General features: G+C 40.7%; 5 protein-coding genes. All 5 read left to right on the top strand.

Features of this window, described 5'->3' with window-relative positions; genetic code table 11:
• The first annotated feature begins 376 nt into the window (after positions 1-376).
• Positions 377-6,001: a trimeric autotransporter adhesin Ata gene (gene ata, locus ACG59Z_RS11555; protein WP_400199470.1), complete on the top strand. Its 5,625-nt coding sequence runs from the start codon at positions 377-379 to the stop codon at positions 5,999-6,001.
• A 60-nt stretch (positions 6,002-6,061) separates the two neighbouring features.
• Positions 6,062-6,841, top strand: coding sequence for an OmpA family protein (locus tag ACG59Z_RS11550; RefSeq protein ID WP_400199469.1), 780 nt, complete (start codon positions 6,062-6,064; stop codon positions 6,839-6,841).
• Positions 6,842-7,401: 560 nt separating this feature from the next.
• Complete coding sequence (locus ACG59Z_RS11545) at positions 7,402-16,014, top strand: ESPR-type extended signal peptide-containing protein (protein ID WP_400199467.1); 8,613 nt, start codon at positions 7,402-7,404, stop codon at positions 16,012-16,014.
• A gap of 55 nt (positions 16,015-16,069) precedes the next feature.
• Entirely contained in the window at positions 16,070-16,855 is a 786-nt protein-coding gene (locus tag ACG59Z_RS11540) for an OmpA family protein (protein ID WP_311086474.1), read from the top strand.
• 557 nt (positions 16,856-17,412) lie between these two features.
• Positions 17,413-20,209, top strand: a 2,797-nt coding sequence (locus ACG59Z_RS11535; RefSeq protein WP_400199464.1) for an ESPR-type extended signal peptide-containing protein, incomplete at its 3' end; no start/stop codon positions are given.

Genomic DNA, 20,209 nt, shown 5'->3' with positions numbered 1-20,209 from the left:
GTTTTAGAGTTAATATTCTATTTTTATAATATACATATGTATTTTAAAATGTATTTATTTTTATTAATTTTATAAAAATTAAACATATATTTAGAGTTATTATTCTATTTTAAAATAAGTTTACTTATTTTTAACAAAAACAAAACATTTTAACATTAATTAATTTTTTATTTATTAAATTCAATAACTTAAAATTAATTATAAAAATATAATTTGTGATTAAAATCACAATTTTTCTTCTCATTATTTTGTTTTTATATTTACCCTTTAAATTTATTCAATTAGGATGCCGCCTCTTTTTTTGGGCCAAAAATTTTAAAAATGTATTTGTACATTTTTATTGGTCTTTGAGTTTGGTATTTGTCTGAGAAGTTTTATGAATAAAGTTTATAAGGTCATTTGGAATGCTTCGATTGGAGCATGGGTTGCAACATCTGAAATTGCAAAAGGTAAAACAAAGACTAAATCAAAAACTTTAAATGTATCAGCGGTAGTTTTAACTGGTGTAATTAGTTTTGCTCCAAATACTTTCGCAGGGACAAATACCGACGGAGGAGTAGGCCAAGGAACATCTATTTCAGGTACAACTTCTTGTCGTGAAGGGAATGCAAGTACTGCCAATGAAAAAGATGTCGCTATTGGTTGTGGAGCCCAAACTCAAGACAGAACAGGCTCTAACATCGCAAATCGTAATAATCCTTATAATAATTCTACTGGTGCTTATGCTGGCGCAATGAAACAAGGCGGGGCGATCAGTGTGGGTACTGGCGCCGTAGTTGAGAAAGGTTTAGGTACAGCAATTGGTTCTTATGCGACAACTCAAGGTATTTCAGGTGTCGCAATTGGTACAGGTGCTTTATCTTCTGGAAATACCGCTCTTGCACTTGGGCGCCAATCTGCCGCGATTGCCGATTTTTCTCAAGCCATTGGTAATGTTGCAGCAGCTACAGGTAAAGGCTCGTTAGCAATTGGTCACTCGGCAACGGCAGAAGGTTACCGTTCAATTGCAATTGGTTCGCCAGATATTGAAAACGCTGACCCAGTTGCGGGGCAAGCAGGCGCTGCTTATCAGCCTAAAATGGCAACAAAAGCAACGGGTAAGGACTCGATTGCGTTTGGTGGTGGCGCAGTTGCCACTGAGGAAAATGCTTTAGCGATTGGTGCATTTTCAGAATCTAAAGGTAAAAAGTCTGTTGCGATTGGTACAGGCGCAAAAGCACAAAAAGATAATGCAGTTGTGATTGGAGACCAAGCTGAGGCTACTTTCGATGGTGGTGTCGCAATTGGTAAAGGTGCGCGTTCAGAAGCTGAAAATAGTATTGCTGTAGGTAAAGATTCAAAAGCAGTCCAGGCTACGGGTGAAAGTTTCTTAACTAAACAATCCGCTCCAACTGGTGTTTTATCAATTGGTGACGTGGGAAGTGAGCGCCGTATTCAAAACGTAGCAGACGGCGCTGCAGATTCTGACGCTGCTACTATACGCCAGTTAAAAGCTGCTCGTACTCACTATGTCAGTATTAATGATAACGGTCAGCAAGGTGGTAACTTTGAAAATGATGGGGCAACTGGACGTAATGCAATTGCTGTTGGTGTGAATACTTCTGCTGCTGGTCGTGAGGCAATGGCGATTGGTGCATATGCACAGGCGATGGGTTCTGGCGCAATTTCAGTGGGTAGTAGCAGTCAAACGATTGGTCGTGGGGATGTTGCTATCGGCCGTAATGCATCGACTAAAGGAGCAGAAGGTACACCGTCTGGCTATAGCAATCAGTCGATTGCGATTGGTGATCAGACAAAAGCGATTGGAGATCAGTCGATTGCGATTGGTGCAGATGTGATTGCCAAAGGGAACTCTTCTGTCGCAATTGGTGGTGATGATGTCGATAAAATCGCCCAAGATGCTGAGCTGAGTAAAACCTATACAGAAATTACTGGTGGTGTGCTTAAAGCAGGTAGCTATCCAACAACTGAAGCAAATCACGGCTCAACGGCTGTCGGTACTCAAGCAGTGAGTACTGGTGCATTTTCATCGGCTTTCGGTATGACTTCTAAAGCTACGGGTGATGCTTCATCTGCTTTTGGCGTCATGTCAAATGCTTCGGGTAAGGGTGCTGCTGCATTTGGTGCGGTTGCTCAAGCAACAGGTGATGGTGCATCAGCAATGGGTATTAACTCATTGGCATCGGGTACAAACTCAACAGCAATTGGTTCTGGTAATAAACCAGGTGAAGGGGCAAAAGCGACTGGAAACAGTGCTGCTGCAATTGGTAATGGTGCCCAAGCAACAGGCGATAACTCGGCTGCAATTGGTAAAGGGGCTGAGGCTACAAATGAAAATGCTGCTGCTGTAGGTGGTGGTGCAAAAGCAACTGGTAAAAATGCTGCAGCCATTGGTGGTGGTGCAATTGCTGACCAAGAAAATGCAGTTGCAGTTGGTCAAGGTGCACAGTCTTTGGTTGAAGGTGGTGTCGCTTTAGGTGCACGTAGTAAAGTAGAAGCTCAAAATAGTGTTGCTTTAGGTCAAGATGCTGTAGCAACTGAAGCGACAGGAAGTTCTTTCCTGACCAATCGTGATGCTTCTAAATCTAATGGTGTTATTTCTGTCGGATCGGCTGGAAAAGAACGCCGTATTACCAATGTCGAAGATGGTTCTGCTGACTCAGATGCGGTAACAGTACGCCAGCTTAAAAATGTTGATGGACGTGTAAACCAAAACACGAGCGATATTAGTAAAAATGCTCAGAATATTACCAATCTAAATCAAAAGTTAGATGATACAAAAACTGACTTTGGTAACCAGATTACGGATACAAACACCAAGTTAAACAATACCAAAGATCAGTTAACAACTCAGATTAATGACACTAAAACTGAGTTAAACAACACGATTGGTAATACGAAAACTGAACTGAATAGCAAAATCGACAACACCAAGACCGAGCTTGAAAACAAAGGCTTGAATTTTGCTGGTAATAGTGGTGCAGACGTACATCGTAAACTTGGCGAGAAGCTTAATATTGTGGGTGGTGCAGCTGTTTCAACACCAGCGTCAAAAACAAGCGGTGAAAATGTTATTACCCGTACCACTCAAGATGGTATTCAGATTGAGTTATTAAAAGACTCGAAGTTTGACAGTGTGACTACTGGCAATACTACTTTAAACAATAATGGCTTAACCATTAAAGAAGGTCCAAGCATTACTAAAGAAGGTATTAATGCGGGTGGTAAACAAATTACCAATGTGGCTGATGGTGTAAATGCTAAAGATGCAGTGAATAAAGGTCAGTTAGATGATCTTGCTGCCAAGCAAAATGCAACTGATGATGCAGCGGTGAAATACGATGACGCTAAAACCAAAGACAAAGTTACTTTAAAAGGTAAGGATGGTACGGTTTTAGATAACGTGAAAGCAGGTAACATTTCATCGACTTCAAAAGAAGCGGTCAATGGTAGTCAGATTCATAATATTTCAAACAGTATTAAAAACAGCATTGGTGGAAATACAGTTGTAAACCCAGACGGTAGTTTGACGACCAATAACATTGGTGGAACAGGTAAAAACAACATTAATGATGCAATCAAGTCTGTAGATGACAAAGTTACAAACGGTATTAAGGATGTTGAAAACAAAGGCTTGAACTTTGCTGGTAATAGCGGTGCAGATGTACACCGTAAACTTGGTGACAAGCTCAATATTGTGGGTGGTGCAGCTGCTTCAACACCAGCAGCTAAGACCAGCGGTGAAAATGTCATTACCCGTACCACTCAAGATGGCATTCAGATTGAACTGTTGAAAGACTCGAAGTTTGACAGTGTGACTACTGGTAACACGACTTTAAATAATAATGGTTTAACCATTAAAGAAGGTCCAAGCATTACTAAAGAAGGTATTAATGCAGGTGGTAAACAAATTACCAATGTGGCTGATGGTGTAAATGCTAAAGATGCAGTTAATAAAGGTCAGTTAGATGATCTTGCTGCCAAGCAAAATGCAACTGATGATGCTGCAGTGAAATACGATGATGCTAAAACCAAAGATAAAGTCACCTTAAAAGGTAAAGACGGCACGGTTTTAGATAACGTGAAAGCAGGCAACATTTCATCAACTTCAAAGGAAGCGGTAAATGGTAGTCAGATTCATAATATTTCAAACAGTATTAAAAACAGTATTGGTGGAAATACAGTTGTAAACCCAGACGGCAGCCTGACGACCAATAACATTGGAGGAACGGGTAAAAACAACATTAATGATGCAATTAGTGAAGTAAAAAATACTGCAACTAAAGCAAAAACGACTGTAACTGAAGGCGACAACATTGTTGTAAAACAATCTGTTAATAAAGATGGTAGTACTAACTACGAGGTAGCGACCAAGAAAGATCTAACTTTAGATAGCGTTACTACGGGCGATAGCGTACTTAATCATAATGGCCTAACCATTAAAGATGGCCCAAGTATGACTAAAGATGGCATTAATGCTGGCGGTAAGAAAATTACTGATGTCGCGAATGGCATGATTGCACAAAATTCTAAAGATGCTGTAAATGGCAGTCAGGTTCATAACATCTCAACAAGTATTAAAAATAGTATTGGTGGAAATACAGTTGTGAACCCAGACGGTAGCCTGACGACTAATAACATTGGTGGCACGGGTAAAAACAATATCAATGACGCAATCAAGTCGGTAGATGACAAAGTCACCAATGGTGTAAATGACTTGACTCAAAAAGGGCTGAATTTTGGTGCGAATGACCAGAAAGCAACTCAGGGTAAAGCTGTTCATCGTAAGCTTGGTGACACTATTAATATTGTAGGTGGGGCTAATCCAGAAACTGCTGAAGATAAAACTAGTGGTGAAAACATTATTACTCGTACCACAGAAGATGGCATCAAAATCGAGATGCTAAAAGATGTGAAATTCGACAGTGTAAATGTCGGCGGTCATGTCTTGAATCAGCAAGGTCTTATCATTAAAGGCGGTCCAAGCATCACAATTAATGGTATTGATGCTGGAAGTAAGCAAATTACCAATGTTGCAGATGGTGTAAATGCAAAAGACGCGGTCAATAAAGGCCAGTTAGACAAGCAAATTAATGAAGTTAAAGATCAAATTGGTAAAGATATTGGCAAACTTTCTGACCATGCTGTGCAGTATGACAAAGATAAAAATGGCAATGTTGACAAAAACTCAGTCACTTTAGGTGGAGGAGATAAAGGTACCAATCTGAAAAATGTAGCTGATGGTAAAGTTGCTGAAGGCTCTAAAGACGCCGTAAATGGTGGTCAATTATGGAATGTTCAAAATCAAGTCGATAAGAACTCGAATGATATTAAGAACATTCAAAACAACATTGACAATATTTCTAATGGTAAAGCCGGTTTAGTTCAACAGCAAAAACCAAATGGTGAAATCACGGTCGGTAAAGACACGGGTGGTACTAGCGTAAATATGGCTGGTAAAGACGGTGATCGAGTTGTCCAAGGTGTCAAAGATGGTGAGATTAAAGCTGGTTCGAACCAAGCCGTAAATGGTGGCCAAATCCATAATATTTCAAACAGTATCAAAAACAGTATTGGTGGAAATACAACTGTTAATAGTGATGGTTCAATCACGACTAAAAACATTGGTGGAACGGGCAAAGACAATATTAATGATGCCATTGGTACGTTAAATCAGTCGAACCAAGAATTGGGCAACAAAATTACCAATCTGGGAGATCAGTTACAACAAGTGTTCTATGACACCAATAAACGTATTGATGACGTTGAGAAAAAAGCCAATGCGGGTATTGCCGCTGCCATGGCCTTGGAAAATGCACCATTTGTCGCAGGTAAATACACCTATGCTGTGGGTGCTGCATATCATGGTGGTGAAAACGCTGTCGGTGTGACCTTACGTAAAACATCTGACAATGGTCGTTGGTCAATCACAGGTGGTGTGGCAGCTGCATCTCAAGGTGAGCCAAGCGTTCGTATTGGTATCAGTGGTGTTATTAACTAAGAAACTGGTTAGGAGAGTAGCAATGCTCTCCTTGCTCGACAGATTAAAGAGATTATAGAAATGAATAAAACAATCCAAAGCTTAGTCGTAGCAGCTTTTGCTGGTTTCACGGTAATAACTTATGCAAATGAACCAGCTCAGCCACAGGAAATTCATTTTCCTGCAACTGAAAAAAGTTATTTGAAACAAGTAAAACGCTATGAATACCAAGATGTTGCTCGTTTAGACAAAGGCCTAAATAAAGATCAAATTCGAGCTTTACTGGGAAATCCTCAGTTTAGTGAAGGCCTTTTCGCAGTAAAAATCTGGAACTATGTACTTGATGTTCGTATTCCTAATACGAACCAGTACCAACGTTGTCAGTTACGTGTTGATTTTGATAAGCGCTATTTAGCAGAACGTTTATCTTGGAAAGGTGAAGCGTGTGAAGGTTTGGCCGCTTGGGGAGAAAATAATCAGGTGCCAGCACGTAACGCTGTAATTGCAGATCGTACAGCGAGTGTCTTATTTGCCTTTGATCGATTCGATGTTAATGCTATTGAAGAGGGTACTGACAGCATTACTAAAATTGCTGAGCAGATCAAGAAAAGCCAAACAACGAACCCTGTTATTGTTTCAGGCTTTACAGATCGGTTAGGTAAATTTAGCTATAACCAACAATTGTCTTCACAACGTGCTAATACTATTGCCAAATTATTGGTGCAACAAGGCATTGAAGCGAGTCGAATACAAATACAGGCGAATAGTCAGACCGATTTATATAAGCAGTGTAGCGGTAACAATAGTTCACAACTTATTCAATGTTTAGCACCAAATAGACGTGTTAATATCAATTGGTGAAACGGTCTGTCAGGTAAAAGTAACCACCTTTAAAGTGGTTACTTTTATTCTTTTAGTAAACTGAAAAATAAATCAATCAGCTACATTTTGAATCATATAATCCTTTAATTACCTATAAAATTATAAAACGAATGGGATATTGATCCCCACCTAATATTGACTCTAGCTTTAATCTTCAAATAAACGCTTCTAAACAATAAATCTTTAAAAATGATTATTTATCAAAAATAATTAAACTTTTTTAATAAAAATAAAACGATAGTTTTTAACTATAAATTCAAATTCAATCTTTTATTTTTATTAACTTTTGAATCGAAAAAAGTCTGACTTTACCTACAAAGTTTTATTTATAGTAAAAAATCATAATATATTTTTTGTATTTATTTGATTATATATTGTTCTTTTTCTTGTTTTTCATCGCATTACAAGCTTTTTTTGTGATTTACCTCTCATTTTTTCTTTGATATATTTCGCGAAATTTGCCACACCTTTTGTTTTTTGAAACTTTATGTAACTTAAGGTAAGCATTGTCTATTTTTTGTAAAAATGCGAGTAAGTATATGAATAAAATATACAAAGTAATTTGGAACGCTTCATTAGGAATTTGGGTTGCTGTTTCAGAAATTGCAAAGGGTCATTCAAAAACTCGTAGTCAAAGAACAAATAATGCTTTGATGTCTTCTACTGAAGCCACCGATTTTCTACAGTCTTCAACTTCAATTAATTTTAAAATTAAACCACTTACTTGGGGAATATTAACTGTACTCGTTCCGTCTATTACTTTTGGTGAAGTTGGAGTGTCAGGAGGTTTTGCTACTGGAAATAATGCCACGGCAATTTCTGCATGTACTGGAACAGGAGTGGGGGGAACTGGAGACCGAGCTACTGCAGGAGGAGAACGTGCACTAGCAATAGGTTGTGGTGCAGTAACAGATTCAGATAGAGATATTGCAATAGGAAGCCAGGCTTCTACTGCAAATCCAGCAAATGCTACAGGAACTTATAATGAGTCGATAGCTATTGGTGCTGAATCTAGAGCAAGTGGATCTCAGGCTCTTGCAATAGGTGGTCAGGCTACAGCAACAGGTAATTCATCTGTAGCGATCGGTGCTGACGATATGGATAAAGTTGCTAGTACAAACCCGCCCGCTTATAACTACACACCAACTGCCGGAGATAACGCTCTATATAATAATACTGCTACAGCGGCTGCATATAAAAATTTGACAGGCGATTACTTAGTTGACTTTGAAAAAACAAATGGCGGTGCATCTGGGGTAGGAAATCGTTATACCAGAGTACAAACAGGTGAAGCTGCAGTTGCGGTAGGCCCTAAGGCTACAGCTACTGATTTGGGTACAGCTTTGGGTCCTGTAGCGACAGCTGGGTCAATCGCTTCAGTTGCAGTAGGCGTAAAAGCAGAAGCACGTGGACAAGGTAGTTTATCGATTGGTTCACTAGCTTATACCGCAAATACGGGTGATGTTGCTGTAGGTATTAACTCTGCTGCTACAGGAGGTGATTCGATTGCTATTGGTGCCGGAAGTGACTTAAAAGGCACTCCCTATGTTCAATCAGGTGCATCAGCGAGTAAAAAGGGTGCCAGTGCGTCTGGGGCAAATTCGATATCAATAGGTACTAACACTGCGGCGACTGGCACAAATGCAGTAGTTGTAGGTACGCAATCAACCGCTTCAAATTTGGCTGTAGCGGTTGGTTCGGTTGCTACAGCTGGAGACCAAAGCGTTTCTATTGGTTCAAATAGTGCGGCTTCCTCTCAAACATCTGTAGCAATTGGTGCAAGAGCACAAGCCTTACAAGCTAACTCTGTTGCTCTAGGTAGTGATTCAGTGGCTGATCGAGCTTCGGGTTCACTCGGATATGACCCTTTAACTGAAACGAGCACTACAAGTACGAATAGTACCTGGAAGGCGACAGATGCTGCTGTTTCAGTTGGAAATGGAACGACACGAACTCGTCAGATTACTAGTGTTGCGGCTGGAACAAATGATACAGATGCAGCCAACGTCGCACAGTTAAAGAAAGCAACTTCTAAAGTTTTAGCCGGAACAGGTACAACTGTTGCCCAAGGAACTGATAGTAACGGTATAACGACTTATACTGTAAATGCGAATACATTTACGGTACGTCAAGGAACAACAAATAAAGCAACTATTGGCGATAGTACCACTGATAAAGTTAGCTTTATCAATGGTAAAAATACTGTTGCTAAAGTAGCGGACGAATTAAATAGCAATACTGATGTTACTTTTGATTTAGCCGATGATATTTCATTAAATAGTGTAACAACTGGTAATACGACCCTGAATAGTTCAGGAGTTACAGTTAATGGTGGAGCGAATGGTCCAGTAAAATTAACAAATACTGGGCTAGATAATGGTGGAAATAAAATCACCAATGTCGCAGCAGGAACAGTTTCTTCTACTTCTACAGATGCAGTGAATGGTAGCCAGTTAAATACCACGAACCAGAATGTAACGACTGCTCAGAACACTGCAAATACAGCGGTGACGAATGCAGCTGCAGCACAAAATACGGCAAACACGGCAGTCACCAATGCCGCAACAGCCCAAGCGACAGCAGACAAAGGTCTGAACTTTAGTGTGAATGGTGGTACAGCTGACAATGTGAAGTTGGGTGAAACGGTTAACTTTGCAGATGGTACCAATACCACAGTAACCTATGACCCTGCAACCAATACCTATAAATACAGTGTCAATGACAACATTACATTAACCAATGCAGGTAGCTTAACAGTTGGCAATACTAAAATTGATAACAGTGGATTAACCATTACTGGTGGTCCAAGTGTAACCACAGCAGGGATTAATGCGGGTAATCAGAAAATTACCAATGTTAAAGCAGGCACTAATGCGACTGATGCAGTCAATTTTAGCCAGTTAAATGCAACCAACCAGAATGTAACCACTGCACAAAACACAGCAAATACTGCATTGACCAATGCAGCAGCAGCGCAAGCGACGGCAGACAAAGGCCTGAACTTTAGTGTGAATGGTGGTACAACTGACAACGTGAAGTTAGGTGAAACGGTTAACTTTGAAGATGGGACGAACACAACAGCAACCTATGACCCTGCAACCAATACCTATAAATACAGTGTCAATGACAACATTGCATTAACCAATGCGGGCAGTTTAACGGTTGGTAACACTAAGGTTGATGACAGTGGCTTAACCATTACAGGCGGTCCAAGTGTAACAACTGCGGGTATCAATGCTGCTAACCAGAAGATTACTAATGTCGCAGCAGGAACCATTTCATCTACATCAACAGATGCAGTGAATGGTAGTCAGTTAAATGCAACCAACCAGAATGTAACGACTGCTCAGAACACCGCAAATACAGCGGTAACGAATGCAGCAGCAGCACAAAATACTGCAAACACAGCAGTCACCAATGCAACTGCTGCCCAAGCGACGGCAGACAAAGGCCTGAACTTTAGTGTGAATGGCGGTACGGCTGATAATGTGAAGCTGGGTGAAACAGTTAACTTTGCCAATGGTACCAACACCACAGCAACCTATGACCCTGCAACCAATACCTATAAATACAGTGTCAATGACAACATTGCATTAACCAATGCAGGTAGCTTAACAGTAGGAAATACTAAAGTTGATAACAGTGGATTAACCATTACTGGTGGCCCAAGTGTAACCACAGCAGGGATTAATGCGGGTAATCAGAAAATTACCAATGTTAAAGCAGGCACTAATGCGACTGATGCAGTCAATTTTAGCCAGTTAAATGCAACCAACCAGAATGTAACCACTGCACAAAACACAGCAAATACCGCATTGACCAATGCAGCAGCAGCCCAAGCGACGGCAGACAAAGGCCTGAACTTTAGTGTCAATGGTGGTACAACTGACAACGTGAAGCTGGGTGAAACGGTTAACTTTGCAGATGGGACGAACACAACAGCAGTGTATGACCCAGCAACCAATACCTATAAATACAATGTGAATGACAACATTGCATTAACCAATGCGGGTAGTTTAACGGTCGGCAACACTAAAGTTGATAACAACGGATTAACCATTACTGGTGGCCCAAGTGTAACAACTGCGGGTATCAATGCTGCTAACCAAAAGATTACTAATGTCGCAGCAGGAACGAATGCAACTGATGCTGTTAATGTAAGCCAATTAAATGCGACCAACCAGAATGTAACCACTGCACAAAACACAGCAAATACCGCATTGACCAATGCAGCAGCAGCGCAAGCGACGGCAGACAAAGGCCTGAACTTTAGTGTCAATGGTGGTACAACTGACAACGTGAAGTTAGGTGAAACGGTTAACTTTGCAGATGGTGCCAACACCACGGCAGTGTATGACCCAGCAACCAATACCTATAAATACAATGTAAATGACAACATTGCATTAACCAATGCAGGTAGTTTAACAGTTGGCAATACTAAGGTTGATAACAATGGGCTGACCATTACAGGCGGTCCAAGTGTAACGACTACAGGTATCAATGCAGGCAACCAGAAAATTACCAATGTTGCTGCAGGAACTATTTCTGCTACATCAACAGATGCAGTGAACGGTAGCCAGTTATATACCACCAACCAGAATGTAACCACTGCGCAAAATACTGCAAACACGGCAGTGATGAATGCAGCAGCAGCCCAAGCGACGGCAGACAAGGGCCTGAACTTTAGTGTTAATGGTGGTACAGCAGACAATGTGAAGTTAGGTGAAACGGTTAACTTTGTAGATGGTACTAACACCACAGCAGTGTATGACCCGGCAACCAATACCTATAAATACAATGTAAATGACAACATTGTATTAACCAATGTGGGTAGCTTAACGGTCGGTAACACCAAGGTTGATAACAGTGGTTTAACCATTACTGGTGGCCCAAGTGTAACAACTGCTGGCATTAATGCAGGCAACCAGAAGATTACCAATGTTGCAGCAGGCACTAATGCAACTGATGCTGTCAATGTAAGTCAACTTGGGGCAATAACTACAGCTGCGAATACCAAGACAGATGCTTTAGGTATAAGTACGGCAAGCAATCTGGGTGGCGGAGCAGTTTATAATCCGGTTACAGGTGCAGTCAGTTCACCAATCTATACAGTGAATGGCAGTAATTTAAATAATGTTGGTGACGCGATCACTGCATTGGACAAAGGCTGGACCTTACAAAGTAATGGTGTCAATGCAGGTGCAGTGAAAGCTGGTGATACAGTTGACATTGGTACGGTTGTAGGCGAAAGCAACCTCAAAGTAACCAAGACTGGTAACAAGATCCAGTATGGACTGAACCGTGATCTTAATATTGACAGCGTAACGGCAGGTGACAGCAAGCTGGATACCAATGGTTTAACCATTGTTGGTGGTCCAAGTGTGACCAAGTCTGGCATTGATGCAGCTAACCAGAAGATTACTAACGTAGCAGCAGGTACTATTTCTGCGACATCAACAGATGCAGTGAATGGTAGTCAGTTAAATGCGACCAACCAGAATGTAACTACTGCGCAAAATACTGCAAACACAGCAGTCAGCAATGCAGCAGCAGCCCAAGCCACAGCAGACAAGGGCCTGAACTTTAGTGTTAATGGTGGCACAGCAGATAACGTGAAGTTAGGTGAAACGGTTAACTTTGCAGATGGGACGAACACAACAGCAGTGTATGACCCAGCAACCAATACCTATAAATACAGTGTCAATGACAACATTGCATTAACCAATGCGGGCAGTTTAACGGTTGGTAACACCAAGGTTGATAACAGTGGTTTAACCATTACCGGTGGCCCAAGTGTAACAACTGCAGGTATTAATGCAGGCAACCAGAAGATTACCAATGTTACAGCAGGAACCAATGCGACTGATGCGGTCAATGTAAGTCAGTTAAATGCAACCAACCAGAATGTAACGACTGCGCAAAATACTGCAAACACGGCAATGACGAATGCAGCAGCAGCACAAGCAACAGCAGATAAAGGTCTGAACTTTAGTGTTAATGGTGGTACGGCAGACAACGTGAAGCTGGGTGAAACGGTTAACTTTGCAGATGGTACCAACACCACAGCAGTGTATGATCCTGCAACCAATACCTATAAATACAATGTGAATGACAACATTGCATTAACCAATGCGGGTAGCTTAACGGTAGGTAACACCAAGGTTGATAACAGTGGTTTAACCATTACTGGCGGTCCAAGTGTAACCACTGCAGGTATTAATGCAGGCAACCAGAAGATTACCAATGTTGCAGCAGGCACTAATGCAACTGATGCTGTCAATGTAAGTCAACTTGGGGCAATAACTACAGCCGCGAATACCAAGACAGATGCTTTAGGTATAAGTACGGCAAGCAATCTGGGTGGCGGAGCAGTTTATAATCCGGTTACAGGTGCAGTCAGTTCACCAATCTATACAGTGAATGGCAACAACGTGAACAATGTTAGTGATGCGATCACTGCACTAGATAAAGGCTGGACACTACAAAGCAATGGTGCCAATGCAGGTGCAGTGAAAGCTGGCGATACAGTTGACATTGGTACGGTTGTAGGCGAAAGCAACCTCAAAGTAACCAAGACTGGTAACAAGATCCAGTATGCACTGAACCGTGATCTTAATATTGACAGCGTAACGGCAGGCGACAGCAAGTTAGACACCAATGGTCTAAATATTGTTGGTGGTCCAAGCGTGACCAAGTCTGGTATTAATGCAGCGAACCAGAAGATTACTAATGTCGCTGCAGGTACGATTTCATCTACCTCAACAGATGCTGTGAATGGTAGTCAGTTAGATGCGACCAACCAGAATGTAACGACTGCTCAGAACACTGCAAACACAGCGGTGACCAATGCTGCAGCAGCCCAAGCGACAGCAGACAAAGGCCTGAACTTTAGTGTTAATGGTGGTACGGCTAAGAATGTGAAGTTGGGTGAAACGGTTAACTTTGCAGATGGCACTAACACTACAGCAGTGTATGACTCAGCAACCAATACCTATAAATACAATGTGAATGACAACATTGCATTAACCAATGTGGGTAGCTTAACGGTCGGTAACACCAAGGTTGATAACAGTGGATTAACCATTACTGGTGGCCCAAGTGTAACGGCTGCGGGTATTGATGCAGGTAACCAGAAGATTACCAATGTAGCAGCAGGTACTAATGCAACTGATGCTGTTAATGTAAGTCAACTTGGTGCAGTAACTACAGCCGCGAATACCAAGACAGATGCTTTAGGTATAAGTACTGCAAGCAATCTGGGTGGTGGAGCAGTTTATAATCCGGTTACAGGCGCAGTCAGTTCGCCAGTCTATAGCGTGAATGGCAACAACGTGAACAACGTTGGTGACGCGATCACCGCACTGGATAAAGGCTGGACCTTACAAAGTAATGGTGCCAATGCAGGTGCAGTGAAAGCAGGTGATACAGTTGACATTGGTACGGTTACAGGCGAAAGCAACCTGAAAGTAACCAAGACTGGTAACAAGATCCAGTATGGACTGAACCGTGATCTTAATATTGACAGCGTAACGGCAGGTGACAGCAAGTTAGACACCAATGGTCTCACCATTGCTGGTGGTCCAAGCGTGACCAAGTCTGGTATTAATGCAGCTAACCAGAAAGTGACTAACGTTGCAGCAGGTACAATTTCATCTACGTCAACAGATGCAGTGAATGGTAGTCAGTTACATACCCTCGATAGTCGCGTGACTAAGAATGGTGATTCTACAGCCAATATTTTTGGTGGAGGTGCTAAAGCTAATCCAGATGGTTCGATTACTAATCCTACTTACAATGTTGCAGGTACGAGTGCAAACAATGTTGGCGATGCTTTAACGGCATTGGATAAAGCAGTCACTGATGCAGGTACAGCAGCGAATGCAGGCTGGACTGTTTCAGCCAATGGTGATGCAGCGACTGCTAAAAAGATTAAACCAAATGGCAAAGTCAACTTTACAGGTGATGATAACTTAACTGTTGCTCAAAGCAGCGAAACTGATAATGAAGGTAATATCAAGGTCGCGCTGAACAAAAACTTGAAGGTTGATAGCGTCACGGCTGGTAATACCGTTATCGATACGACTGGTGTAAAAGTTGGCAATAACGTTCAGTTAGGATCAACAGGTCTAATCATTGCTGGTGGTCCTAGTATCACTACTTCTGGAATCAATGCAGGTAATAAGGTTATTACCAATGTAGCTGCTGGTGTTAACACGACAGATGCAGTGAACAAAGGCCAACTTGATAGTGCAATCACGAACATTAATAACAATGTTGGTGCTTTGGCTAATAGTGCAGTTCAGTATGACAAAAATGCAGATGGCACTGTAAATAAAGATTCAGTGACATTCGCTGGTGGGGCAAATGGTACTGCACTTAAGAATGTAGCGAATGGTACCGTAGCAGCAGGTTCTAAAGATGCAGTGAATGGAGGTCAGTTGTGGAATGTTCAACAACAGGTCGACAAAAATACGGGTGATATCTCGAACCTTAAAAATGATATTAACAATGGTAAAACTGGTCTAGTCCAACAAACTGATAAAGATGCTGCGATTACTGTTGGTAAAGACACTGGTGGTACCCAAGTGAATGTTGCTGGTAAAGCCGGTGACCGTACAGTAACAGGCGTTAAAGCGGGTACAGTTACATCGACTTCAACAGATGCAGTCAATGGTTCTCAGCTTAATAGGACGAACCAAGCGCTTGTAAGTGCACTAGGTGGTGGAGCTGGTTATAACAATATTACCGAAAGCTTCTCAAATCCGACATATAACGTAGGTGATCAGTCTTACAACAATGTGGGTGATGCGATAGGCGCATTAAATCAAGCTGACCAAACATTAAACAACAAAATTGATAATGTGAACAACAAGCTTGAGCAAGCGTTCTATGCAACAAATCAGCGTATCGACAACTTGGAAGAAAAAATGTCTGCGGGTATTGCTGCAAATGCTGCACTTGAAAATGCGCCATTTATTGCAGGGAAAGTCACTATGGCTGTTGGCGCTGCTTACTATAATCAGCAAAATGCTGTAGGTGTGACCTTACGTAAAACAGCCGACAACGGTCGCTGGTCACTTACAACAGGTGCAGCGCTTGGTAGTCAGGGTAGCCCATTAGTACGTGTTGGCGTAAGTACAGTAATTGATTGAGTGCCTAACTAAGGAGAGTTTATCTCTCCTTTAAAATAATATTGTGAGTATGAAAATGAAACAAAATATTCAAATTTTGGTAATGGGCATCTTGGTAAGTTTAAGTATTACTGGATTTACGGATACTGAAGTAGCAATTCAACGAGATGGAGTAAAATTTCCAGCAATTGAAAAGAGTTATCTTAAACAAATAAAACGTTATGAGTATGATGACGTTGCTCGTTTGGATAAAGGATTGGATAAAGATCAAATTCGAGCTTTACTAGGAAATCCACAATTTAGTGAAGGGGTTTTTGCAGTAAAAGTATGGAATTATGTATTGGATATCCGTATTCCTAACACTAATCAATATCAACGTTGTCAATTACGCATTGATTTTAATGAAAAATATTTGGCTGAACATTTATCTTGGAAGGGGGAGGTGTGCGAAGGTTTGGTTGCTTGGGGTGGGAATAATCAATCACCAGAGCATAGTAATTTAATTTTTGAGCGAACAGCAAGTGTGTTATTCCTCTTCGATCGATTTGATGTTAACGCTATTGAACAAAATATTCATAGTGTTGAGGAAATTGCTGAAAAGATCAAAAAAAGCCAGACAACAACACCAGTTATTGTTTCAGGTTTTACCGATCCATTGGGTAAATTTAGCTATAATCAAGAATTGTCTTCACAGCGTGCTAATACAGTTGCCAAGTTATTGGTTCAACAAGGTATTGATCCTACACGTATACAGATACAGGCGAATAGCCAGACTGATCTATACAAGCAGTGTTCAGGGAAAAATAGTTCGCAACTTATCGAATGTTTGGCGCCAAATAGACGCGTCAATATAAGCTGGTAAATAATCTGCTATATAGAAGTAATCCTATTTCTTAGGATTACTTCTATGAGTTATAAAAATAAGAAAAATTACAATAAATATTTTTAGTTATTTGAATTTTAATGATTTTTTATAAAATCCTTCGTGTTTAAAACTTATTAATATTTCGATGAAAGATATTAATATATTGAAAATATTAAATTTTTATCAATACAACTTAGCTAAATTTATATTATTTTTATGTAAAAATAATATAAATATCAATAATTTGTGTTTTATTTTTAGCAATTAAAGAATTTGAATGATAAAAAACACTTTGATTGTAAAAAAATGTAACAACAGTCTTTTTAATGTTTAACGTTAAGAAAAATTAAAAAATTGATTAAATTACTATTTTTTTTCTAAGTATGGAAAAAGTTAACAATATTTATTAATTATTGTGACTTTGTTTGATTTTGATATTTGAAAATGTGATTTACTTCTCAAAATAAAAAAGATATTTTCACAAAAAATAAGCAATTTAATTGTTTTGATTGCAAAACTTTACAAATGTAAGCGTTAAGTTTACGGGTGGGAATATGAATAAGATATACAAAGTGGTATGGAACGCTTCTATTGGTACATGGACTGTTGTATCAGAATTAGCTAAAAGCAAAACGAGAACTGGTTCTGTTTCATCCTCTTCCGAAATAACTGGTTCGCAAAATGAGATTGTTTCCAGAGAAAAGAAATTTAAACCTAAGACACTTGTATTATCTATCATCTCCTGTTTAGCCGTTTCACATGTGTGGGCTGACTACACAAACTCGTATGGTTCAATTATTGATACAAGCCCAACCATTAGTAATGGTATTGCCATAGGGGCAAATACGGGTACTCCAGCGACTGCAAATGATTCTAATGGATTAGCCGTTGGATCAAGAGCAAATGCCAGCGCAGCAGATTCAACCGCATTAGGAAATTATGTAAATGCGACTGGTGTAAATTCAACAGTAGTTGGTGGACAAGCTAGTGCTGCTGGTGCGCAATCCATTGCACTTCAAAATAACAGTGATGCAGATCTTGTCGCAGAAGGTTTGGCAACAGGGTCATCTTTTACAGCAGTTGATAGTGCTTCTAGCTACAGTGTCGCAATTGGTGCGATGAGCCAAGTTGTTGGTTCAACAGCAGCAATGGCAATAGGGAAAAATGCTCAAGTTAACAGTGGTGCAAATAATGCTACTGCTATTGGTAATACAGCGACTGTAGACACAAATGCAGTTGATGGTGTTGCTATAGGTACTAACAGCTTAACCTCAGCAGCAAATAGTGTAGCGCTCGGGCCAAGATCAACTGCGAATGTAACAAATTCAGTTGCTTTGGGTGCAGGATCAACAACTACAGTACAAAGTGGCAACTCATATATAACGAATGTTGCAGCATCTACCACAAATGGTGTTGTTTCAGTGGGTTCAGCAACAAATACTCGACGTATTCAAAACGTAGCCGATGGTGCTGCCGATTCAGATGCGGTTACGGTTGCTCAGTTAAAGGATGTAAACAATCGTGCTGTGGGTAATACGACAGCATTAGGTGGTGGCGCAGCATATAATCCTGCAACAGATGTATATACACCACCAAGTTATACAATAACAAAAACAGATGGAACGACTTATACTCCTGTTAATACCGTGTCTGGTGCGCTAACTAATTTAAATAATGAAGTTGTTAAACCTATTACTTTTGCTGGTAATACAGGGAGTTCAGCAAATAATTTAGGTACAACACTTAATATCACTGGAGGAGGTTCAACTGCTGGAACCTATTCTGGAAATAACTTAAAAACGGCTGTGACTGGTAACACAGTTAATATTCAAATGGCTGATGCACCTGTTTTCTCTGGGACAGTTACGGCTGGAAACTTAACTACTGGAGGTTCATTAAATGTTACTGGTGCAAGTAACTTAAATGGCGGTGCAAACCTTAATAATCAGAAAATTACCAATTTAGCAGCAGGTACTATTTCATCTACATCAACAGATGCAGTAAATGGTAGTCAGTTAAATACCACAAACCAGAATGTAACCACTGCTCAGAACACCGCAAATACAGCGGTGACTAATGCGGCAGCAGCTCAAAATACGGCAAACACGGCAGTCACCAATGCGGCAGCAGCACAAGCAACAGCAGACAAAGGCCTGAATTTTAGTGTGAATGGTGGTACGGCTGACAATGTGAAGCTGGGTGAAACGGTTAACTTTGCCAATGGCACCAACACCACAGCAGTATATGACCCTGCAACCAATACCTATAAATACAATGTGAATGACAACATTGCATTAACCAATGCGGGGAGCTTAACAGTTGGGAATAGCAAGGTTGATAACAATGGCTTAACCATTACCGGTGGTCCAAGTGTAACCACTGCAGGTATTAATGCGGGCAACCAGAAGATTACTAACGTTGCGGCAGGTACTATTTCATCTACATCAACAGATGCAGTAAATGGTAGTCAGTTAAATACCACAAACCAGAATGTAACCACTGCTCAGAACACCGCAAACACAGCAGTAACGAATGCGGCAGCAGCCCAAGCGACAGCAGATAAAGGCCTGAACTTTAGTGTCAATGGTGGTACACCTGACAATGTGAAGTTGGGTGAAACGGTTAACTTTGCAGATGGAACCAACACCACAGCAGTGTATGATCCTGCAACCAATACCTATAAATACAATGTCAATGACAACATTGCATTAACCAATGCAGGTAGCTTAACCGTAGGTAATACTAAAGTTGATAACAGTGGCTTAACTATTACCGGTGGCCCAAGTGTAACAACTGCTGGTATTAATGCAGGCAACCAGAAGATTACCAACGTTGCAGCAGGCACCATTTCTGCAAGTTCTACAGATGCAGTGAATGGTAGTCAGTTAAATACCACGAATCAGAACGTGACCACTGCTCAGAACACTGCAAACACAGCAGTAACGAATGCGGCAGCAGCTCAAAATACGGCAAACACGGCAGTGACCAATGCTGCTGCTGCACAAGCGACAGCAGATAAAGGCCTGAACTTTAGTGTCAATGGTGGTACGGCTGACAATGTGAAGTTGGGTGAAACGGTTAACTTTGCAGATGGCACCAACACCACTGCTGTGTATGACCCAGCAACCAATACTTATAAATACAATGTAAATGACAACATTGCATTAACCAATGCGGGTAGCTTAACCGTAGGTAATACTAAAGTTGATAACAGTGGCTTAACCATTACCGGTGGCCCAAGTGTAACAACTGCTGGTATTAATGCAGGCAACCAGAAGATTACCAACGTTGCAGCAGGCACCATTTCTGCAAGTTCTACAGATGCAGTGAATGGTAGTCAGTTAAATACCA

This window comes from Acinetobacter sp. ABJ_C1_1, assembly GCF_044684115.1.
Classification (GTDB): Bacteria; Pseudomonadota; Gammaproteobacteria; order Pseudomonadales; family Moraxellaceae; genus Acinetobacter; species Acinetobacter nosocomialis_A.
This window is presented reverse-complemented; position numbering and strand designations above follow the sequence as displayed.